Genomic DNA, 19,954 nt, shown 5'->3' on the forward strand with positions numbered 1-19,954 from the left:
GTTTACATCCAGCAAAAAGAAAGGGGCGCATTGCTGCGCCCCTTAGCAAGCCTTGCAAAATGCGCGGCTTAGGCCGTCTCGGTCTTGGCCGTGCCGGTCGCGGCCTCAGTGTGCTCGGCTTCCTTGCCGAGGATGAAGGCGCGGCGCAGCGGCTTGATCACGAACAGCGCCGTCAGCGCCGCCGTTGCGTTCAACGCCACCGCGACCACGAACACGGCCTTCCAGCCATAGGCGGTCGAGATCACGCTCGCGAGCGGGACGAGCAGGGAGGCCGTGCCCTTGGCGGTGTAGAGCATGCCGTTGTTGGTGGTTGCGAACTTCGCACCGAAGGTGTCGCCGCAGGTTGCGGGGAATAGCGAGTAGATCTCGCCGAACACGCCGAAATAGACCGCGGTCGCCAGCACGAAGACGACAGGCACGTGGCCATAGGCCGAAAGCGTCAGCAGCATCAAGGCGGCGGTGCCGAAGGCGATGAACATCGTGGGCTCGCGGCCGATCGTGTCGGAGACCCAGCCGAAGAAGGGGCGCCCGAATCCGTCGAGGATGCGGTCGAGCGAGATCGCGAAGGTCAGCGCCGCCATCTGGAAGCCGGCGAGTGTCACCGGCGTGTCGGCGATCCCAAAGTCGTGCGCGATCGGGGCGATCTGCGCCGCAGTCATCAGTCCGCCGGAAGCCACCATGACGAAGACGAGATACATCACCCAGAAAACAGGGCTGCGCAGCACTTGCGGCGGGGTGAAGTCGATCTTGGTCTGCGGCAGGTTGAGCTGCTTCTTCTTCGGCGGGATGGAGAGGCGCGGCGGCTGGACGAAGAAGGCGAGCGCGAACACGACGAGGCCCTGGCCGATGCCGAAGGTGAGGAAGGCGTGCTGATAGCCGCTCGAGACGATCATGCTCGCGATCGGCACGATCGTGATCGCGGCACCCGCGCCGAAGCCGGCGGCGGTCGCACCCGCCGCGAGGCCGCGGCGGTCGGGAAACCATTTCAGCGCGTTGCCGACGCAGGTGCCGTACACTGCGCCCGCGCCCATGCCGCCGATGATCGCAGCACTGTAGAGCAGGGTGAGGCTGTCGGCGTAGGCGTTGAGGATCCAGGACAGCGCGATCATCACGCCGCCGAACATGATGACGATGCGCGGGCCGTATCTGTCGACGAACCAAGCCTCGACCGGCACCAGCCAGGTCTCGGTGACGACGAAGACGGTGAAGGCGAGCTGGATCGCGGCGCGCCCCCAATGATGGGCGGCGTCGATCGGATCGACGAACAGCGTCCAGCCATATTGCAGATTGGCGATCATCGCCATGCAGACGATGCCCATGCCGAGCTGGAGCCAGCGGAAACCGGTGCGAAGAGGCGCGGCGGTGACGACGCCGTCCGGGCTGGAAATCATCGAGAACCTCCCAACGCGCCCGTTTGGTCGCGCATCAGTTTGCCAAGATGACCTGATGTCGCAAATGTTGTGGCTTATCGTCGCAGGCGCGGGGCGGAGATTGGTATACCATATTCCAGTTTGCAAGCCCTATCTTGGTTCCCTTTCCACAAAATGCGCGGGTCTGCCTGACTCCTACGGGAGCGCGGGATCTTTGCGTCCAAACGAAAACGCCCGGCCGTTGAGGCCGGGCGGTGGTGTTTGGAAGCCGCTGTTTGGGGCGGGTCAGATCGTCGATTTGGCGACCACGACCTTGCGCCAGGGCTTGAGCACGGCGATCGCCAGCAGCGAAGCCAGGATGTTGGCGCCGGCCGCGATGATGAACACGCTGTCCCAGGTGCCCGACGACTGCTGCATGTAGTTGGCGATCGGCACCAACAGCGCGGCGGTGCCCTTCGCGGTGTAGAGCAGGCCGGCATTGGTGGTCGCGAACTTGGCGCCGAACGTGTCGGTGCAGGTCGAGGGGAACAGCGAGTAGATCTCACCCCAGGCGAAGAACACGAAGCCCGAGAGCAGCACGAACCAGACCGGATCGTGACCCCAGAGATAGAGCATCCAGATGCCGAAACCTTCCATGCCGAAGGCGATGAACATCGTGTTCTCGCGGCCGATCATGTCGGAGATCCAGCCGAAGAACGGACGCGTCAGGCCGTTGAGCACGCGGTCGATCGTGGCCGCGAAGGTCACCGCCGTCATCGTCACCGCCATCAGCGTCACCGGCACGCTGTCGACCTTCCAGTCAACCGCGATCGGCTTCAGGTTCGCGGTGACCATCAGTCCACCCGCGCCGACGATCACGAACATGAAGTACATCAACCAGAAGATCGGCTGGCGCAGCACTTCGGTCGGCTGATAGTTGCGCCGGGTCTGGATGATATTGGCATTCGCCACCACGTTCGGGACCTGACCCGCTTTTGGCGCGAGCAGGAAGAAGGCGAGGATGCAGATGATGATGCCTTGCCCAAGGCCGAAATACAGAAAGGTGGTCTGGAATCCGCTGTCCTTGATCATCGCCTGGATCGGCGCGACGGTCAGCGCAGAGCCTGCGCCGAAGCCGGCCGCCGTGATGCCGGCCGCAAGACCGCGCTTGTCCGGAAACCATTTCAGCGCGTTGCCGACGCAGGTGCCGTAGACGCCGCCGGCGCCGATGCCTGCGATGATCATGCCGAGGTAGTAGCCGTTGAGCGAGGTCGCCTGCGCGTTGATCGCCCAGCCGATGGCGCAGAGCACGCCGCCGACCAGCACGACGATGCGCGGGCCGTATTTGTCGACGAACCATCCCTCGATCGGCACCAGCCAGGTCTCGAACAGGACGAAGAGCGTGAAGGCCCATTGGATCGAGGCGCGATCCCAGCCGAACTTCTTCTGGATGTCGGGGACGAAGAACGTCCAGCCATATTGATAATTGGCGATCATCACCATCGCCGCCACACCGATTGCCAATTGCGCCCAGCGATAGGCATCGCTTACGCGTGCGGCACTAGGGGCCGCTGCCGACTGCACCATGTCCGTCATCAAAAACCCTCCCGAACGCGCCGATCATTTTTATGCATGCGCTGGCGGGCATCCTGGTATGCAATATGCCAAGATTCAAGCTGGGATGGGAGGGTGCGGCGAAATAACGCGGGCTTGTTCACATGCGCCAGGAGGGCATGATTGTAAAGCCCCGATCGCGCTCGGCGGACGGCGGCGATGCAGCTTGTCCAAGATAAATCGTTGGTTTTGCGTTGCTTTTTCTTGGTTCAGCGATACCGCAGGACGCTATTGAAAGCTTATGCGCTCGGAGATTTTTCCACGCCTGCATTGGTCGCGTCCGCCGACGCGCAGTCCGTGGCGGCGGCGCAATTCCTGGAATTCTATATTCCAGAATTCTGGAGTGCGGCAATTTGGCGTTCGCGCCGATGCAGTTTACGCAGATCCCGGCCTTACGCCATCGACGTGCGGAGCCGGCTGTAGCCTTCCTGGATCGCGGACCAGAACAGGGCGACCAGGCCGAGCGCCATGATGGTGCTGACGAGGCCGTTGGAGAAGAACACCCCGAGCGAGCCTTGCGAGCCAAGCAGCGATTGGCGGAATGCTTCCTCCGCCTTGTCGCCGAGCACGATGGCGAGCACCAGCGGTGCGAGCGGATAATTGCACTTCTTCAGGAGATAGCCGAGCACCCCGAACACCAGCATCAGCATCACGTCGAAGGTGCTGTTGTGCACCGAGTAGGCGCCGATCGCGCAGAGCACCAGGATCAGCGGCGCGATGATGCCGAAGGGCACGCGCAGGATCGCGGCGAAGATCGGCACGCAGGTCAGCACGACGATGAGGCCGGCGAGATTGCCGAGATACATCGAGGCGATCAGGCCCCAGACGAATTCCTTCTGCTCCACGAACAACATGGGGCCGGGCTGCAGGCCCCAGATCAACAATCCGCCGAGCAGCACGGCGGCGGTCGGCGAGCCGGGCACGCCGAGCGACAGCATCGGCAGCAGCGCCGAGGTGCCGGCGGCATGTGCGGCCGTCTCCGGCGCGATCACGCCCTCGATCTCGCCCTTGCCGAAATTGTTGCCGCGTCGCGCCAGGCGCTTGGCGATGCCGTAGCTCATGAAGGAGGCGGGCGTGGCGCCGGCGGGCGTGACGCCCATCCAGCAGCCGATCAGGCAGGACCGCAGCGAGGTCATCCAATAGGCGGGCAGCTCGCGCCAGGTCTGCAGCACGACGCGAAGGTTGATGCTGGCATTGCCGCCGCGGAATGCCAGTCCTTCCTCCATGGTCAGCAGGATCTCGCCGATGCCGAACAGGCCGATCACGGCGATCAGGAAGTCGAAGCCGTTGAGCAGCTCGGTGACGCCGAAGGTCAGCCGCAACTGCCCGGTGATCGAATCGAGGCCGACCGCCGCGAGCGCAAAGCCCATCATCATCGCCGCGATGGTCTTGAACGGCGGCTCCTTGCTGAGGCCGACGAAGGAGCAGAAGGCGAGGAAGTACACCGCGAACTTCTCCGCCGGACCAAATCGCAGCGCAAAGCCCGCGACCAGGGGCGCCACCAGCGTGATCATGATGACGGCAAACAGCGCGCCGACGAAGGACGAGGTGAAGGCAGCCGTCAGGGCTTCGCCGGGCTTGCCCTGCTGGGCCATCGGATAGCCGTCGAAGGTGGTCGCCACCGACCATGGCTCACCCGGTATGTTGAACAGGATCGAGGTGATGGCGCCGCCGAACAATGCGCCCCAATAGATGCAGGACAGCATGATGATCGCCGATGTCGGCGGCATGCTGAAGGTGAGAGGAAGCAGGATCGCGACGCCGTTGGCGCCCCCTAGTCCCGGCAGCACGCCGATGATGACCCCGAGCGTGATGCCGATCACCATCAGCATGATGTTGTAGGGCTGCAGGGCGACCGCGAAGCCGTGAAACAGGTTGGCCAACTCTTCCATGTCAAAACGTCCTGCAGCAGCAATTGAATGAATGCGTAGCTCTTACAGACCGAGCCATTCCTCGAGCGGCCCCTTGGGCAGCGGGACAAGAAACCAGCGCTCGAAAACGAGATAGGTCACGACGGGCATGCCGACCGCCACTGCGACGACTGTCAGCCAGCGATAGCCGCCGAGCCAGCGCATGAACCAGGCGATGAACACCATCGAGGCGACGTAGAGGCCGATGAACGGCATTGAGCCGACATAGATCGCCGTCGGCACGACGACGCTCATGACCTGGCGCAGCTGCCCCCATTCCGTGAATAGCCGGCCATCGTCGTCGCGCCGCGCATGCCAGAGGTTGATGGCGCTTGCAACGACGATGGCGCTGCCGACATAGAAGGGGAAGAACCCGGCGCGCGGCCCCTCCGCGCCCCAGTTGATGCCGGCCTTCAGGCTGCCGACGATCACGATCAGGCCGAACACGCCGATCAGCAGCGCCGTGCCGATTTCCAGCGTCTTGTGTGCGGGGCCGGACTCGGATCCGGATCGTTCAGTCATGAGCCCTCCAGGCGGAATCGCAGTGCTGCGCAGTCGAGGAGACGGCCGGAAGCAGCGTCCTCAGCCGTCATCGATGTCGCGGGTCAATTCGCGGATCAATTTCCCGGCGCGAGGAAGCCGGCTTCCTTCATCAGGCCTTCGTGGCGCTTCTCCTCCGCCTCGACCCACTTGGCGTAGTCGGCGCCGGTCAGGAAGGTCGTGTTGAAGGCGCCGCTCTTCATGAACTCCTGCCATTCCGGCGTCGCGCGGACCTTCTTGAACAGCTCGACATAATATTCGATCTGGTCCTTCGTGGCCTTGGGCGACATGAAGATGCCGCGTAGCATGAGATATTCCATAGCCAGGCCCTGCGACTTGCAGGTCGGAATGTCCTTCCAGGCCTTGCCGTCGGCGATCGGCTCGTCATAGGCCATCGGCTGGGCGTCGAAGACGCAAAGCGGACGGAGCTTGCCGCCGCGCCATTGCGCCACCGCCTCGATCGGGTTGTTGACGGTCGAATCGACGTGGTTGCCGACGAGCTGGACCGCGACCTCGCCGCCGCCCTTGTAGGGGATGTAGGTGAACTTGGCGTCGATCGCCTTCTCGATGCCGACCGTGATGATCTGGTCTTCCTGCTTCGAGCCGGTGCCGCCCATCTTGAACGAGCCGCTTGGCGCCTTCTTCGCGGCTTCGACGTAGTCCTTGACGCTGTTGTAGGGCTTCTCGGCATTGACCCAGAGCACGAACTCGTCGAGCGCCAGCATCGCGACCGGGGTCAAATCCTTCCAGTTGAACGGGATGCCCGTCGCCAGCGGCGTCGTGAACAGGTTCGAGAGCGTGATGATGATCTTGTGCGGATTGCCCGACGAGGTCTTCACGTCGAGGAAACCTTCGCCACCCGCACCGCCGGCCTTGTTGATGACGACAAGCGGCTGTTTCATCAGATTGTGCTTGGTGACGATGCCCTGGATGGTGCGCGCCATCTGATCGGCACCGCCGCCGGTGCCCGCGGGCACGATGAACTCGACCGGACGGACCGGCTCCCAGGCAGCCCGGCTTGCGGTGCTGCTCGCGCATGACATCGCGATTGCCGCCAAAGCGACATTCAGAACGAATGGCTTCATCTGTTTCTCTCCCTGTCGAACCCTCAACGCAGCCGCTCTTTGTCGGCTTGCGTCAGCCCATCTCGATTCAAATGCCTGGTGTCACCCATGGTGCCGATTCTCCCATGGCAGTCCCGGTAGAAACTCTATGAGCAGGGACAACGCGCGGCATCCGCTCCTTTCGGCTAAGCCTCGGCCAGGGTTCGTGCAAATGTGCCCCTCGGCTGCTTCCGCTGCGCTACGTCGTCCCCCGCCTTACACCTTTGATTGTTCAATTGGGCTTGCTGGTCGAATGGTATGCGAGATGCCAAGGGGCAAACAATCGGATCGGCGGGCACGTCGGTGGACGAATCGTCGCAGCTGGGGTCGCGCGGAGGCAGCGCGTAAAACGAAAATGGCCCCGACGTGCGGGGCCATTTAATCCAAACAATTGGGTCTCGGGTGGTCTGCGGTCCCGCCGTTGGGCGGGGCCGCCAAGCTGTCTTACAGGCCGAAACGCGGCAGGTCGCCATTGTGGTTCGAGATCTCGGCGCTTGCCAGCAGGAACCGATCGACCGCGGCCATGAACCGGGCGAACAGCGAGGAGGAGGAGGGGGCGAAAGCGACGGAGGCGGTCTTTGACATCGGAATTCCCTTTCTTGAGACGGTCAGCCTTGCTGTCTCATTTCTAGGGCAATCTATGTATACCAGATGCCAGTGTCCATGCCCGTGGTTGCATAGCAGCATGCAGCCTATCGCATTGCAGCATAATAGTGGGTTAAAGGGTCCGGTTCGGACATAAAGTTGCCGATGCGGACACACGGCTGCGCCTTTCTTGAACAAACGGGCACTAAAGCCGGCTGAAAAAGCGGTCCGAGAGGGGCGACCTGGCCCTAGGCGGTCCGGGTTCCGGCCGTGCTGCAATGCCAGGGCCCTTGGCATGGTCATGCAAAGCCGCTAGTGGTCCGCCCCCTTATCCAATCCTCCCTCAGAGTGGTTCATGTCGAGCGCCTCGCCCGCCGTCTCGATCGGCATCGATTTTGGGACCAGCAATACGGTCGTTGCGCTGGCGGCGGACGACCGCCGGGTCGAGGCCATTCGCTTCGACCATGGCGGGCAGCGCCACAGCGTCTACGTGTCGGCCCTGTGCTTCTGGGAGGATCGGCCGGGCGCCGGCGCCCAGGCCGAGGGCGGGCCGTGGGCGATCGAGCAGTTTCTCGAAGGGCGCCACGTCTATCGCTTCCTGCAATCGTTCAAGACCTTCGCGGCGAGCTCCAGCTTCAATACCACGCAGGTGTTCCGGCAGCGCTACAAGTTCGAGGACATCCTGGCGGCTTTCCTGCGCACGCTGGCGCGCCACGGCGGGGCCAAGTTCGGCTTCGAGGCGGCCAACATCACGGTCGGTCGCCCGGTGCGCTTTGCCGGCGGCAATCCCGACGAGGCGCTGGCGATGCAGCGCTACCGCGCCGCGTTCGAGCGCTTGGGCGCGGGCCATGCGCGCTATGTCTACGAGCCCGTGGGCGCGGCATTCTCCTTCGCCCGCAGGCTGGAGCGCGATGCCACCGTGCTGGTCGCCGATTTCGGCGGCGGCACCAGCGATTTCTCCGTGATGCGTTTCTCGCGCGCGGGCGGCGTGCTTCGCGCCGAGCCGCTCGGCCACGCCGGCATCGGCGTTGCCGGCGACACCTTCGACTATCGCATCGTCGATCACATCGTCTCGCCGCGGCTCGGCAAGGGTTCCAGCTTCCGCTCCTTCGACAAGGTGCTGCCGGTTCCGACCGGCCACTACACCAACCTCGCGCGCTGGCATCAGCTGGCGATGATGAAGAGCAACGGCGATCTGCGCGAGCTCCGCGAGCTCCAGCGCACCGCGCTGAAGCCGCAGCTGCTCGAGGATTTCATCACCATCGTCGATCTCGACCTCGGCTTTGCGCTGTACCGCGCGGTGTCCGACGCCAAGGTCGCGCTGTCGGCGCAGGACGAGGTGGACTTCCGCTTCAAGGGCGGCGGCGTCGACATCGGCGCGGCCATCACGCGCAAGAAATTCGAAGCCTGGATTGCAGACGACATCGCCCGGCTCGGCGCCACCGTCGACAAGGTGCTGGCCGAGGCCCGTATCGCCTCGCGCGAGGTGGAGAAGGTGTTTCTGACCGGCGGCACCTCGTTCGTGCCCGCGGTCCGGAAATTGTTCGCCGACCGCTTCGGCAACGAGCGGCTGATGTCGGGCGACCAGTTCGAGTCGATCGCCTACGGCCTTGCGCTGATCGGGCACAGTCCGGATCCGGACAGGTGGACCGCGGACGGCGAGCTCAAGCGGAAGGCGGGCGCGTAACGATCATTCGTCATTGCGAGCGAACCGAAGCAATCCAGACTCGTTCTGCAGAGGGACTCTGGATTGCTTCGCTTCGCTCGCAATGACGACGTGGGTAGAGCGGCGCATCTGACCGAACAGCCGTAGGGTGGGCAAAGGCGCGCTCTTCGCGCGCCGTGCCCACCATCTTTGAGAGGTTTAGAGAGCGTTGGTGGGCACGCTGCGCTTTGCCCACCCTACGATGCTGATGTCGTTGCTACTGGTTGATCTCCGGCTCGACCAGCCGCGCCAGATTCCGCAGCGACTCCTGCCAGCCGAGATAGCAGGCCTCGACGGGAATGACGTCGGGCAGGCCCGACTGCGTGATCTCGACCTCGGTGCCGACCGAGACCTTCTTCAGGCTCACGGTCACCTCGATCAGGCCCGGCAGGTTCGGGTCGTCGAACTTGTCGGTGTAGCGGAGGCGCTCGCCGGGCACGAGCTCGACGAATTCGCCGCCGAACGAATGGCCGTTGCCGGTCGTGAAATTCCGGAACGACATCTTGAACGTGCCCCCGACCTTGGGCTCGAAATGATGCACCGTGCAGGTAAAGCCGTTCGGCGGAAGCCATTTCGCCATCGCGTCCGCTTCCAGGAAGGCGCGATAGACCTTCTGCGGGCTGGTGGCGAGAACGCGGTGCAGGCGGACGGTATTGGGCATGGTTGTTATCCCTAGTGATTGATGGGCCCGAGTTGGCCTCTATGGCCCATTCATGTCACGAGGACGACGGGCAAGCCGCCGATCCGACAGGTGGTTTGGATTTTTTTTGGTGCCCTGTCCGCTAGACGGCTGCGACATCCTGCGGTGTCATCGTGAATGCCAGCCTGTAGCGGCCAGTGATGAAATTCTCGCGGGCCCCGGCTGCCTGAAGCGATGACGCCGAAAACTGGCCGGCGATCACGTCCTCGACCACATCGGCATCGTAATCCGATAGCAGCACGATCCAGTCGGCGGTGCTGTCCTTGCCGCGGATCTGCTGTTCGGTGGTGGGCGCACTCGTCCGGGGTGTGTCGGTGAGGAGGAGGTGGGCACCGGTCAGCCCCCGCTTCTGCGCCAACGCGCCGAGCATGTCCGAAAGGTGCGCCTGCAGCGCCGCCTCCCGTCCGGCCTCCGGCGATAGCCTGATGGTGGCCAGCGAAGTCGCCACACCCCCGCCAAAGCTGGCGACGATCCGGCACTGGCTGCGGATCATGCCGAGATGATGCGGCATCATCTTCGTCGACAATGGCGTCGGCGCGTTGAGCCGGTCGAGATAGCCTTTCGATGTGAGGACGTCGTAATGCTCGAGTTCATAGAGCACGAAAAAGCCTTCGGCGTCGGTCGTGCTGGTCCATCGCGACCCGCGCCGAAAGCCTGGAATGCTCATCCGCTCGGGAAAGTGCTCATGCGAATGCCAGTCGCCGAACTCGGTGCGCTGCTCGGGGTGAACGCTCCACCACATCGCAACGGCGGCCTTGCCGAGCAGTGACATGCTGATCTCCCTCTCGTTGTCCGGCAGATTGCTTCAGGATGCGCTCCCGATCAATCAGCCACAATTCCGCTATCCTGCGCCGGCTACCCTGACGCGGGAGAACCTCGCTCTCGTCAAAGTGCCTTTCCAGTTCTGGCGATCGCAGTTCGGCGGACCCGGCGTCGGCGACGGTTCGGGCAACGCACGCGTTGCTGAAAGCTTGCCGGGTAAGTCTGACATTCACGTCGTGCCGGCCGGCCACTATGCGTTCCTCGCACCGTGTTCGGCCGATCTCGCTGCGGCCGTTCCGCGCATCTGCACCGATGTGCCGGCAGGCTTCGACAGGGCCGGATTTCACCGCGAGTTCAACGCGGCGGTGGTGGGGTACTTTCATCAACAGCTCGCCGGTGGAGTTCAGTGAGCATCGGGCATTCGCGAGGAGCGAGGATGAGGCGACTTGGCTCGGTAATCGGCTGACGCGCTGTCGATGACATTTCGCCGTGCTTTCCCCGCTGGCCGGCGGCGCTCGGCAGGCAGCCAAACGCGCCTCTCCATCCCGCGCGGCTCACAAGCGACCTCAGAGGCCACCTATGCGCCGAACATGCCGTATGGCGCGGTGAGCGAACTGTAGGACGGACTCTTGATGATATTGTGCAGGTTCCTGCGGCGAGCGCCCATATTGCCGCCATCGTAGAGCGGGAAGCACATCGCATCATTCATCAATTCCGCCAGCGGGTGCATGTCGGTGTAGCTGTCGACACCGACCAGCCGCATGGCGTCATAGACGACATCGACGCAGGTTTCCGAGCAGAACACTTTCGTCATCACGGCAAGTTCGTGCTCCCTGCCTTTGGACAGGTCGAATTGCTGGCAGGCCTTCCAGGTCAGGTACCGGCAGGCCTCGATCTTCATCTTCATGTCGGCCAGCATGTAGCCCACCGTGGAATATTCGATGATCGGATGCGGCCCGGAGCGGGCATCCTTCCGCGCGAACGCGACCGCATGGTCGAACGCGGCGCGCATGACCCCGACGCAGGCGGCTCCGATCAGCGCCGCAGTCCACGCAAAATTGGTCGAGACGATCTCGATCCCGTCTCCCGGCTTGCCGATGATATTGCCGGCGGGAACGCGGACATTCTCGAACTTCATTCGCGGCGAGATCGTAGCCCGATGCCCGGCCGTATCCAGAATCCCCGTCACCTTGACGCCCGGCGTGCTGCCCGGAACCATGATCACGGCCAGCGAGTCCTGTGCGCCCTTGCTCGGATCGGTCCGGCAGACCACTGCGAAGAGATGGCAATTCTTGCCATCCCAGCCGGTGCCGTTGGTGGTGTAGTGCTTTTCACCGTTGATCACCCACTCATCGCCTTCGCGGATGGCGAAGGTCTTCACGCCGAAGCGCGGATCCGGGGCATCGAAATTCGCGCCACCCGTCACCTCGGTGAAGGCGAGTGCGCCGAGCAGGGATCCGTCCTGGATGAAATCGGGAAGCAGGCGCTGCTTCTGCTCCTCGGTCCCGAACATGATGACGGGCCTGACGCAAAGGCCGGTTCCGAGCATCGCACTGGGAACGTTGACGTCGACGACGCACAACTCTTCCGCCGCAAGCGAGAAATCGAGCGTCGAAACGTCGGTGCCGCCGACCTCCTTGGGAAACAATCCCTTCACGAAACCGGCGTCGACGCCCATCTTGTGGAACGGCCTGATCGCATAGAAGCGGTCATCCGGCTTGGCGTAGTTGCGAATGGTCGCTCGGACGTCCTTGAGAGCTGTTTGCGCGAAGGCACGCGCGCCGTCACGAAGCGCGATCTGATCTTCGCTGAGCCTGAAGTCGATTGCCATGGCGATCTCTCCCCGCGAGAAATGAATGCGCGCCGAAGCTAACGCCACGGCGGCGTTCGATCTTGGCTGGGAGTGACGAAAGAGTTGACCTGGAGTGCACTTCTCGCGGGATCGCGCGGGACGTCGCCGGAATCTATTCCTGCCGTTGCCTCAGTCGATATGCGCGCGGCGAAGCTCCGAAGCGCTGGCGGAAACTTCGGTTGAAATGGGAGATGTCGTTGAAACCCCAGCGGTATGCGACATCGGAGATCCGCGATTGCGCTGAAATATCGAGATCGCCTGCGCAACGGAGCAGTCGGCGCTCCAGCACGACTTGGCCGAACGATCTGCCCTTTTCCTCGAAGATCCGATGAAGATAACGAACGGAAATCCCGAAATGCGCGGCAACGGACGATGCCGATAGCCCGGCATCGGCCAAATTCGTTTCGACGAACTTCACGATGGCCGCGTAGAGGGCGCGTTGCGCGGATCGGCGCTGCCCAATCCGCGTCGCCTCGGTGGCACCGAGGGACAGTGCAGCCAGGTTGACCACATCGGCCGCGAGCGGCTCGATGGCCTCCGATGGCAGCTCGGCCACGCGCATTGCGATCGATTTCAGGAATCCGATCGTGATCTCGCCCAGTGCCTGATCACCTGACACGCATATGCCGGTCGAACAGTCGGGCGTCTGCAGCAACGGCCGCAACATGTGGCGCGGGATACGAAATGAGAATACGTTCCAGTCGTCCATGAAGTCGAGGAAGTAGGGCCGCGTCGAATCCACGATCGCAAACTGGTTCGGGCCGACGATCGTTTCCCGGCCTTCGGTCTCGTAACGGCATCGGCCGCTCAATTGAAGATTGAGGAAATAGACCTCTTGCGGCGACCTGCGGATTTCCGCCTCGTCACGGATGACGTGGTGCGCTTTGGACTGGACCGTCGTCACGTTGATGGTTGACAGCGGATGCGCGGTGACGCGACTGGGAAAGCGGCCTCTGTTATGGTCTCGAGGCCGCTCCGGTCTCAGCGTCACGAAGGCTTCGCAGAGGACCTCGCGCCAATAGACGAACTGTTCGTGGTCGGGCAACTCTTCGGTGTTCCAGACTTTCATCGACCACCTCTCTCGGCGCGATGGTTCATCGACAAGCAAAGCCAGTGCCATTCCAGTGGGGTTGCGGCCGCTTCGTTTCTTCTGATCGCCAACGGCTCATCCGAGCCATGACGCGGTCGAAGCTGGCGTGTCGCTCAAGTGTAGTCCGAGCGCCCGTTGTGCCGGAGCCGGCAGCCCCGGACGCTTCACCAGCGTAAAGGCCGCGCGGCCAACGGGCAGAGGACCCCGACGAGAAGAAACGCGGGCACGAGGCTAGGCCCGGGCCAATCCCCGCTCAAGGGCAAATCGACGGCAGAACAGCGAGCGCTCCCCGTTCAACGCTACCGCTTCAACTTCCCGGAGAATCGGCGAAGAGTTCGCGCCCCGTTCGCCCGCCTCCACTGGATCAACTCCAGTGGGTTTGACTTACGCTCGTCAGCGGAGATCGCTGAGCACCCGGTCCAGGTGTTCCGTCATGTCGGAGCTCTCAGGCCAGGAGAGTTCAGCCATGCCTCGATCTCGATGGCCGTCTCGTCCTGCCGTACCCTTCGTAGCAGCCTTTCGCGATGCTGACCGGGAGGAAGCAAGTGGGCTTCATCTCGCGAGCGTCTGGCGTCGTCTGTCAGACGTTGCTTGAGACTTTCGGTTCGCTTGATGTCGTTTTGACGCCGTCCCATGGCGCTGCTCCATGCTGGAGGAGGCGGGAGCGCTATGCGTTCTCATCACCGGTAGATGCCACGAGCCGGGCGGTGATGACGAAGTCTACCACAGATCGCGAGAGGATCGATCATTTAGACTTGTCATCTGCCTGGAACTCCGGAGGAGATCATCGCCGTGTCGAAGTGACGCGCGCGCTTTGTGACGATCTCGTCTGGCACTTGCGCCAGAGATCAGGAGGCGAATCCTCAAACGCGAAAACGTTCCACCGCAGGCGGGCGCAATTATATACGGCTCGAGCCTTGTAAGTGCTCGCGATGAGGTATACCTTCAACCTATTCGTTCAGCCGCTGTGCTTGTTGAATGCGCCTGCGGGCTCCTTTTCCAGAGACATCGACGAATTGAATCGATCTGCGTGAACGTCACGCGGAATGCGCCCGTGCGCGCTTTGGAGAAGAGAATGACGACAGGTACTGTGAAGTGGTTCAACGGCCAGAAGGGCTTTGGATTCATTCAACCCGACGACGGCGGCAATGACGTGTTCGTTCACATCAGCGCGGTCGAACGGGCTGGTCTTGCGGGTCTCGCCGAGGGCCAGAAAGTCAACTTCGAGACCAAGACCGATAAAATGCGGGGCAAGGTCAGCGCAGAGAATCTCTCGCTGGCTTGAGCTCTGTACGGCCGTTTCACGGATGTACTGAAACGGCTATGTGACCCGCTCGATCGTAAGGGATTGAGCGGGTTCTATCCGTTGCCGAGTAGGCGAAAGACGAGCGCGACCCGATGAGCGCCAGGAAATCGGCCGAACCGTCTCCCGAATCCATCGCGCGATCCGAGCGTCAACGCTTGGCCGCCGAAGAGGGCGCGCGGGCGATCGCCGATGTCGAAAGGCGCGCTGTCGATATCCGCAGCAACATGGCGCGGCTGCGCGAGCTGCGTGAGGCCAAGGAAGCAGCCGAGCAAGCAGCCAAGCAAGCAGCCGATGCCAGTTTTCGCGCATCGGCGCCTGCACCGAAGAAGCGCACGAGGAAATTGCCGAGATAGCCGAATTCGACAGTGCAGACGATGGATCTGAAAGGGGCCGTTCACATGCGAATGAGTGCAAGTCGTGCCTAGGATCAAACCGGACGGCGGCGGCACAATCACCTTCTTTCTTGCGCTCGGCGCGGGCCGACAGCTGTGCCGTCTTGCGACGACCTTCCAGACGCAGAAGCAGGCCTTCAGCTACCTTCAGAAATATCGGACGGAGTTCGAGCGCATCGCGCGGGCGCGGCTGGCTTCCGGGGAGCTCGAGGACGGGGTCATCGTGCTCTCGATGCTCTGAAGCTTACCAAGGTCGGTCTCTCTTCGTCCACAGAGATTGCCTGGCCGTGTCAAAGTAATAACGCGGGCACCGGCAATCCCTTATCTGCGACGATTTCCCTGCTCGGCCTCTCGCGCCAGCCGTTCCGCTTTCAGGCGTTCGCGATTTTCGTGATGGGATTGTTGCGCCTTTGCATAGTCGGTCATCGGCTTCTTGGTCTCGACCGGCTTGAATGCCTTGTTGGCCTCCCGCAGAGCCCGGGACGCGGGATGATCTCTCGTCATGTCGACCTCGATGTCGGCGTAGGGGAACGCGGCTCGAAACACGCCCGAGCCGGCGTGTCCAGCTCGCGAGCCGGTAGCGTTAGACTTGTCGTCGGATGGCCGGCTGCGCTCCGAGCGTGCGCCGGTGCAGGAGACAACGAGGCGCAACCCGGTCGGTTCCAATTAGGCGGCTTCAATTCGGCATTGATGCTTGCTCGGCTCGCACTGACTCGCCTGGCGACCATGGCATAATACCCCTGTTTTGCCCGACGGGTCAGGATTTTTTTCGTCGAATCAGAAATCCCGTTGCGTGCCAATGGGATGGCTACTGTGCATGGGGTTGTTTTCCGAGTTTTGATTTCGAGCCTGCGGCTGCACGCCTTCCCAAGCAAAAAGGGCCGCCCCTTCGGGCGGCCCTTTCGTCTCGTGCAATGTGGGGCCGCTTACTCCGCGGCCTGCTTCTGCGGCGGGTCGAGCGCGCCGGATTTGTGGATCTCGGCGACCTGGTGATCGCTGAAGCCGAGCACCGAGCGCAGGATCTCGTCGGTGTGCTCGCCGAGCAGCGGCGAGCGGGTCACGTCCGCCGGCGAGTCCGACAGCTTGATCGGGTTGCCGACCGAGACGTACTTGCCGCGGGTGGGGTGATCGACCTCGACCACGGTGCCGGTGGCGCGCAGCGACTGGTCTTCGGCGATCTCCTTCATCGACAGGATCGGGCCGCAGGGGATGTCGTCCTTGTTGAGGATCTCCATCGCCTCGAACTTGGACTTCGTCATCGTCCATTGTTCGATGCGGGCGAAGATCTCGTTGAGGCGCGGCAGGCGGGCGGCCGGCTTGGCGTAATTCGGATCGGTCTTCCAGGTGGGCTCGCCGATCACGTCGCAGATCTTCTCCCAGACCGGGGCCTGGGTGATGAAATAGATGTAGGCGTTGGGATCGGTCTCCCAGCCCTTGCACTTCAGGATGCGGCCGGGCTGGCCGCCGCCGGAATCGTTGCCGGCGCGCGGCACGGCATCGCCGAACGGCACGCCTTCGCCGAACTGGCTGTATTCCTTGAGCGGGCCGTGGGCGAGGCGCTGCTGGTCGCGCAGCTTGACGCGGCAGAGGTTGAGCACGCCGTCCTGCATCGCGGCGGTGACGCGCTGGCCCTTGCCGCTGTGGGTGCGCTGATAGAGCGCGGTGACGATGCCGAGCGCGAGGTGCAGGCCGGTGCCGGAATCGCCGATCTGCGCGCCGGTCACGAGCGGCAGGCCGTCGCGGAAGCCGGTGGTGGAGGCGGCGCCGCCGGTGCACTGCGCGACGTTCTCATAGACCTTGCAGTCTTCGTACGGTCCGGGGCCAAAACCCTTGATCGAGGCGACGATCATCTTCGGGTTGATCGCCTGGATCTTCTCCCAGGGGAAGCCCATGCGGTCGAGCACGCCGGGGCCGAAATTCTCCACCAGCACGTCGCACTTCTTGATCAGCTCGGTCAGGACTTCCTTGCCCTTGGGGTTCTTGGTGTCGAGCGTGATCGAGCGCTTGTTGTGGTTGAGCATGGTGAAATACAGGCTGTCCACGTTCGGGATGTCCTGCAGCTGGCCGCGGGTGATGTCACCCACGCCCGGGCGTTCCACCTTGATCACGTCGGCGCCGAACCATGCCAGCAACTGCGTGCAGGTCGGTCCGGACTGGACGTGGGTGAAGTCGAGAATGCGAACGCCCTCGAGCGCTTTGGTCATCATATTGCTCCGTACTCTGTCTGCCCCTGCTAACCACAGGGAATAAGGGTTGAAGGGGTGGACTTACTTCTTCTTCTGCAGGACGCTCTGCGGATTGAGGTTGCCGATGCGGCCGCTCTCCGAGCCTGCGGCCGGATCGATCACCGCGTTGATGAGCGTCGGCTTGCCGGACTTCATGGCGTCGTTGACGGCACGCTTCAGTTCGTCCGGCGAAGTCGCGTTGACGCCGACGCCGCCGAAGGCTTCCATCATCTTGTCGTAACGTGCGCCCTTGACGAACACGGTCGTCGCCGGATCGTCGTTGGCGCCGTTGACGTCGGTGCCGCGATAGATGCCGTCATTGTTGAAGATGACGACGCAGATCGGAAGGTTGTAGCGGCAGATGGTCTCGACCTCCATGCCGGAGAAGCCGAACGCGGAGTCGCCTTCCACCGCAAGCACGGGATGGCCGGTCTCGAGCGTGGCCGCGATCGCCTGGCCCATGCCGATGCCCATCACGCCCCAGGTGCCGACGTCGAGACGCTTGCGGGGCTTGTACATGTCGATGACGCCGCGGGCGAGGTCGAGCGTGTTGGCGCCTTCGTTGACGAGGATCGCCTCGGGATAGTCCTTGATGACGTTCTTCAAGACGCCGAGCGCGCCGTGATAATCCATCGGCGATTTGTTGTTCATGAGCTTCGGCGCCATCTTGGCGACGTTCTCTTCGCGCTTGGTCGAGACGGCCTTGGTCCATTCGGTGGGCGGCGCGGTCCAGCCGGAGCCCATCGCCTGGTTGAAGGCGGAGACCACCGAGCCGATGTCGCCGACGACGGGCGCGACGATCTCGACGTTGGAGTCCATCTCCTTCGGCTCGATGTCGACCTGGATGAACTTCTTCGGCGTTTCGCCCCAGCTCTTGCCCTTGCCGTGCGACAGCAGCCAGTTCAGCCGCGCGCCGATCAGCATGACGACGTCGGACTCCTTCAGCACGGTCGAGCGGGCGGCGCCGGCGCATTGCGGATGGGTGTCGGGCAGCAGGCCCTTGGCCATGCTCATGGGCAGGAACGGCACGCCGCTCTTCTCGACGAAGCTCTTGATCTCCTCGTCGGCCTGCGCGTAGGCCGCGCCCTTGCCGAGGATAATGAGCGGACGCTTGGCGCCCTTGAGCACGTCGAGCGCGCGCTTGACCGAAGCGGGCGAGGGGAGCTGCGCGGGCGCAGCATCAATCACCTTGACCAGCGACTTCTGGCCGGCCTCGGCGTTCATCACCTGGCCGAACAGCTTTGCCGGCAGGTCGAGATAGACGCCGCCCGGACGGCCCGAGACCGCCGCGCGGATGGCGCGGGCGAAGCCGATGCCGATGTCCTGGGCGTGCAGCACGCGATAGGCCGCCTTGCACAGCGGCTTGGCGATCGCGAGCTGGTCCATCTCCTCGTAATCGCCCTGCTGGAGGTCGACGATCTCGCGCTCGGAAGAGCCCGAGACCAGGATCATCGGATAGCAATTGGTGGTGGCGTGGGCGAGGGCGGTGAGACCGTTGAGGAAGCCGGGCGCCGACACCGTGAGGCAGACGCCGGGCTTCTTGGTGAGATAGCCGGCGATGCCTGCGGCGTAGCCGGCGTTCTGCTCGTGACGGAAGGAGATCACGCGAATACCGGCGGCCTGCGCCATGCGACCCAGATCCGTGATCGGGATGCCCGGCACATTATAGATGGTGTTGATGCCGTTCAGCTTGAGCGCGTCGATGACGAGATGGAAGCCATCCGTCAGTTCCTGCTCGGTGCCCGGTGCTTCGGACTTGGTCGCGGTATTCAGCATGGGCCTTGTCTCCCTGGTCTCAAGGTCGTTGGGGCGAATTGTTCGCCCTTCTGGTGAACGTTGCTAAGCGAAGAGTTACGTAAACAGTTCTTGGCCGTGCGCTTCGACGTAAGCGGCAAGGCCGAGGGTGTGATCGCGGGCGCGCTTCTCGGCGAGCTCGGTGTCGCGCGCCTCCAGCGCTTCGATGATGCCGAGATGCTCGGGCAGTGACGTCGCGGTGCGGTCCTTGCGTCCGATGGTCAGCTGGCGATAGCCACGCACGTGCAAGAGCAGGTCGTTGGTGAGATCGACCAGCACCGGCGATTCCGACAGCGAGATCAGAGCCTGGTGGAAGGCGATGTTGGCGCGCGAATATTCCTCGACGTGATCCTCGGGCAGGCGGTCCTTGCCGAAATCCTTGAAATAGTCGCGCAGCGCCGTGATGTCCTTCTTCCGCGCGGTGGTGGTGATGAGCCGCGCCGCCATGCTCTCCAGCGCCGCCCAGGCGCGGATCATGTCGACGATCTCACTCTTGGTCCGGCGCACCACCATGATGCCGCGGCGCGGAACCGTCTTCACGAAACCGTCCTGCTCGAGCATCGCGATGGCTTCGCGGATCGGGGTGCGACTGACGCCGAGACGTTCGGACAGCGCGCGCTCGTCGAGCATCACCGGCTCGGGCGTCGAATAGATGTCCATCTTGAGGATGGCTTCCTTCAAGGCGTCATACGCCTTGTTCTTGAAGCTGCTCTCCGGGGCAATACGAACGATTGCGATGTCTGCCTCGGCCATGTTCGGCAACGCCTTGGTTGGTTTCCGTAGTGACACGACGAATCTCCTCCAGTGGGAGTCGTCTTTTACAGGAATATTAACGGGAAAGTTTTTGGCATACCACATGCCAGAATGTCAAGCTGCCTATTTTTTGCGGCGTTCTGGGGCGTGCACCAGCTTGACAAGTTGGCTTCTGGCATACCAAATGCCATCGCCAGCCATTTTTGATCCAAGCCGGCGGAGTAGTCTTGGCTTTATGCCACTCCGTTCCGCCGCATGGAACAGAGCGCGGCGA

The 19,954-nt window shown here is 63.0% G+C and carries 19 protein-coding genes; 5 read left to right on the forward strand and 14 right to left on the reverse strand.

The window, feature by feature from the left end:
* Positions 1-68: 68 nt before the first annotated feature.
* From oxlT (N2602_RS13720) to N2602_RS13745, 6 genes are all read right to left on the reverse strand, one after another.
* Positions 69-1,391: an oxalate/formate MFS antiporter gene (gene oxlT, locus N2602_RS13720; RefSeq protein WP_260382963.1), complete on the reverse strand. Its 1,323-nt coding sequence runs from the start codon at positions 1,389-1,391 to the stop codon at positions 69-71.
* 264 nt (positions 1,392-1,655) lie between these two features.
* The gene (gene oxlT / locus N2602_RS13725) at positions 1,656-2,945 is read right to left on the reverse strand and encodes an oxalate/formate MFS antiporter (protein WP_172784267.1); all 1,290 of its coding nucleotides are present in this window, start codon (positions 2,943-2,945) and stop codon (positions 1,656-1,658) included.
* Positions 2,946-3,355: 410 nt separating this feature from the next.
* Positions 3,356-4,855 (reverse strand): tripartite tricarboxylate transporter permease, encoded by a 1,500-nt coding sequence (locus tag N2602_RS13730; protein WP_172784268.1) that lies wholly within the window; start codon positions 4,853-4,855, stop codon positions 3,356-3,358.
* A gap of 42 nt (positions 4,856-4,897) precedes the next feature.
* Positions 4,898-5,395 carry a tripartite tricarboxylate transporter TctB family protein gene (locus tag N2602_RS13735; RefSeq protein WP_260382964.1) on the reverse strand — a complete coding sequence of 166 codons (498 nt, stop codon included), beginning with the start codon at positions 5,393-5,395 and terminating at the stop codon, positions 4,898-4,900.
* Positions 5,396-5,490: 95 nt separating this feature from the next.
* On the reverse strand, positions 5,491-6,498 hold the full coding sequence (locus N2602_RS13740) for a tripartite tricarboxylate transporter substrate binding protein (protein ID WP_172784270.1): 1,008 nt from the start codon (positions 6,496-6,498) through the stop codon (positions 5,491-5,493).
* Positions 6,499-6,960: 462 nt separating this feature from the next.
* On the reverse strand, positions 6,961-7,101 hold the full coding sequence (locus N2602_RS13745; RefSeq protein ID WP_172784271.1) for a hypothetical protein: 141 nt from the start codon (positions 7,099-7,101) through the stop codon (positions 6,961-6,963).
* 355 nt (positions 7,102-7,456) lie between these two features.
* Between N2602_RS13745 and N2602_RS13750 the strand changes: the two genes are divergently transcribed.
* Positions 7,457-8,788, forward strand: coding sequence for an Hsp70 family protein (locus tag N2602_RS13750; RefSeq protein ID WP_260382965.1), 1,332 nt, complete (start codon positions 7,457-7,459; stop codon positions 8,786-8,788).
* Positions 8,789-9,023: 235 nt separating this feature from the next.
* On the opposite strand, the gene N2602_RS13755 is transcribed toward N2602_RS13750, so the two are convergent.
* Entirely contained in the window at positions 9,024-9,467 is a 444-nt protein-coding gene (locus tag N2602_RS13755; RefSeq protein WP_172784273.1) for an SRPBCC family protein, read from the reverse strand.
* A gap of 121 nt (positions 9,468-9,588) precedes the next feature.
* Positions 9,589-10,278 (reverse strand): hypothetical protein, encoded by a 690-nt coding sequence (locus N2602_RS13760; protein ID WP_260382966.1) that lies wholly within the window; start codon positions 10,276-10,278, stop codon positions 9,589-9,591.
* On the opposite strand from N2602_RS13760, the gene N2602_RS13765 reads away from it, so the two are divergent.
* Positions 10,277-10,678, forward strand: coding sequence for a hypothetical protein (locus N2602_RS13765; protein ID WP_260382967.1), 402 nt, complete (start codon positions 10,277-10,279; stop codon positions 10,676-10,678). The genes N2602_RS13760 and N2602_RS13765 overlap by 2 nt on opposite strands.
* A 167-nt stretch (positions 10,679-10,845) precedes the next feature.
* Here N2602_RS13765 and N2602_RS13770 read toward each other — a convergent pair whose 3' ends face one another.
* On the reverse strand, positions 10,846-12,099 hold the full coding sequence (locus N2602_RS13770; RefSeq protein WP_260382968.1) for an acyl-CoA dehydrogenase family protein: 1,254 nt from the start codon (positions 12,097-12,099) through the stop codon (positions 10,846-10,848).
* Between the two features lie 133 nt (positions 12,100-12,232).
* Positions 12,233-13,189 carry a helix-turn-helix domain-containing protein gene (locus tag N2602_RS13775; RefSeq protein WP_260382969.1) on the reverse strand — a complete coding sequence of 319 codons (957 nt, stop codon included), beginning with the start codon at positions 13,187-13,189 and terminating at the stop codon, positions 12,233-12,235.
* Positions 13,190-14,285: 1,096 nt separating this feature from the next.
* Here N2602_RS13775 and N2602_RS13785 point away from each other — a divergent pair.
* From N2602_RS13785 to N2602_RS13795, 3 genes are all read left to right on the forward strand, one after another.
* Positions 14,286-14,495, forward strand: coding sequence for a cold-shock protein (locus N2602_RS13785; protein ID WP_172784278.1), 210 nt, complete (start codon positions 14,286-14,288; stop codon positions 14,493-14,495).
* Between the two features lie 113 nt (positions 14,496-14,608).
* Positions 14,609-14,869 carry a transcriptional regulator gene (locus N2602_RS13790; protein ID WP_172784279.1) on the forward strand — a complete coding sequence of 87 codons (261 nt, stop codon included), beginning with the start codon at positions 14,609-14,611 and terminating at the stop codon, positions 14,867-14,869.
* A gap of 55 nt (positions 14,870-14,924) precedes the next feature.
* Positions 14,925-15,149, forward strand: a complete 225-nt coding sequence (locus N2602_RS13795; RefSeq protein ID WP_172784280.1) for a hypothetical protein — start codon at positions 14,925-14,927, stop codon at positions 15,147-15,149.
* Between the two features lie 80 nt (positions 15,150-15,229).
* Here N2602_RS13795 and N2602_RS13800 read toward each other — a convergent pair whose 3' ends face one another.
* The 4 genes from N2602_RS13800 to N2602_RS13815 all read right to left on the reverse strand — a co-directional run bounded on the left by N2602_RS13800 (position 15,230) and on the right by N2602_RS13815 (position 19,680).
* On the reverse strand, positions 15,230-15,412 hold the full coding sequence (locus tag N2602_RS13800) for a hypothetical protein (RefSeq protein ID WP_025035185.1): 183 nt from the start codon (positions 15,410-15,412) through the stop codon (positions 15,230-15,232).
* 422 nt (positions 15,413-15,834) lie between these two features.
* Positions 15,835-17,112 (reverse strand): formyl-CoA transferase, encoded by a 1,278-nt coding sequence (gene frc / locus N2602_RS13805; protein WP_260382970.1) that lies wholly within the window; start codon positions 17,110-17,112, stop codon positions 15,835-15,837.
* Between the two features lie 63 nt (positions 17,113-17,175).
* Complete coding sequence (gene oxc, locus N2602_RS13810) at positions 17,176-18,909, reverse strand: oxalyl-CoA decarboxylase (protein ID WP_260382971.1); 1,734 nt, start codon at positions 18,907-18,909, stop codon at positions 17,176-17,178.
* Between the two features lie 75 nt (positions 18,910-18,984).
* Positions 18,985-19,680, reverse strand: a complete 696-nt coding sequence (locus N2602_RS13815) for a GntR family transcriptional regulator (RefSeq protein WP_157282741.1) — start codon at positions 19,678-19,680, stop codon at positions 18,985-18,987.
* Positions 19,681-19,954 lie beyond the last annotated feature (274 nt).

This window comes from Bradyrhizobium sp. NC92 (assembly GCF_025200865.1).
Classification (GTDB): Bacteria; Pseudomonadota; Alphaproteobacteria; order Rhizobiales; family Xanthobacteraceae; genus Bradyrhizobium.

Bases quoted from the DNA above. Each gene is read 5' to 3' on its own strand.
- N2602_RS13815 (WP_157282741.1), bottom strand. From the start codon at position 19,680: ATGGCCGAGGCAGACATCGCAATCGTTCGTATTGCCCCGGAGAGCAGC.
- oxlT (WP_172784267.1), bottom strand. From the start codon at position 2,945: ATGACGGACATGGTGCAGTCGGCAGCGGCCCCTAGTGCCGCACGCGTA.
- oxlT (WP_260382963.1), bottom strand. From the start codon at position 1,391: ATGATTTCCAGCCCGGACGGCGTCGTCACCGCCGCGCCTCTTCGCACC.
- N2602_RS13740 (WP_172784270.1), bottom strand. From the start codon at position 6,498: ATGAAGCCATTCGTTCTGAATGTCGCTTTGGCGGCAATCGCGATGTCA.
- N2602_RS13775 (WP_260382969.1), bottom strand. From the start codon at position 13,189: ATGAAAGTCTGGAACACCGAAGAGTTGCCCGACCACGAACAGTTCGTC.
- N2602_RS13730 (WP_172784268.1), bottom strand. From the start codon at position 4,855: ATGGAAGAGTTGGCCAACCTGTTTCACGGCTTCGCGGTCGCCCTGCAG.
- N2602_RS13785 (WP_172784278.1), top strand. From the start codon at position 14,286: ATGACGACAGGTACTGTGAAGTGGTTCAACGGCCAGAAGGGCTTTGGA.
- N2602_RS13760 (WP_260382966.1), bottom strand. From the start codon at position 10,278: ATGTCACTGCTCGGCAAGGCCGCCGTTGCGATGTGGTGGAGCGTTCAC.
- N2602_RS13735 (WP_260382964.1), bottom strand. From the start codon at position 5,395: ATGACTGAACGATCCGGATCCGAGTCCGGCCCCGCACACAAGACGCTG.
- N2602_RS13800 (WP_025035185.1), bottom strand. From the start codon at position 15,412: ATGACGAGAGATCATCCCGCGTCCCGGGCTCTGCGGGAGGCCAACAAG.
- oxc (WP_260382971.1), bottom strand. From the start codon at position 18,909: ATGCTGAATACCGCGACCAAGTCCGAAGCACCGGGCACCGAGCAGGAA.
- N2602_RS13750 (WP_260382965.1), top strand. From the start codon at position 7,457: ATGTCGAGCGCCTCGCCCGCCGTCTCGATCGGCATCGATTTTGGGACC.
- N2602_RS13755 (WP_172784273.1), bottom strand. From the start codon at position 9,467: ATGCCCAATACCGTCCGCCTGCACCGCGTTCTCGCCACCAGCCCGCAG.
- frc (WP_260382970.1), bottom strand. From the start codon at position 17,112: ATGACCAAAGCGCTCGAGGGCGTTCGCATTCTCGACTTCACCCACGTC.
- N2602_RS13770 (WP_260382968.1), bottom strand. From the start codon at position 12,099: ATGGCAATCGACTTCAGGCTCAGCGAAGATCAGATCGCGCTTCGTGAC.
- N2602_RS13790 (WP_172784279.1), top strand. From the start codon at position 14,609: ATGAGCGCCAGGAAATCGGCCGAACCGTCTCCCGAATCCATCGCGCGA.
- N2602_RS13765 (WP_260382967.1), top strand. From the start codon at position 10,277: ATGCTGATCTCCCTCTCGTTGTCCGGCAGATTGCTTCAGGATGCGCTC.
- N2602_RS13745 (WP_172784271.1), bottom strand. From the start codon at position 7,101: ATGTCAAAGACCGCCTCCGTCGCTTTCGCCCCCTCCTCCTCCTCGCTG.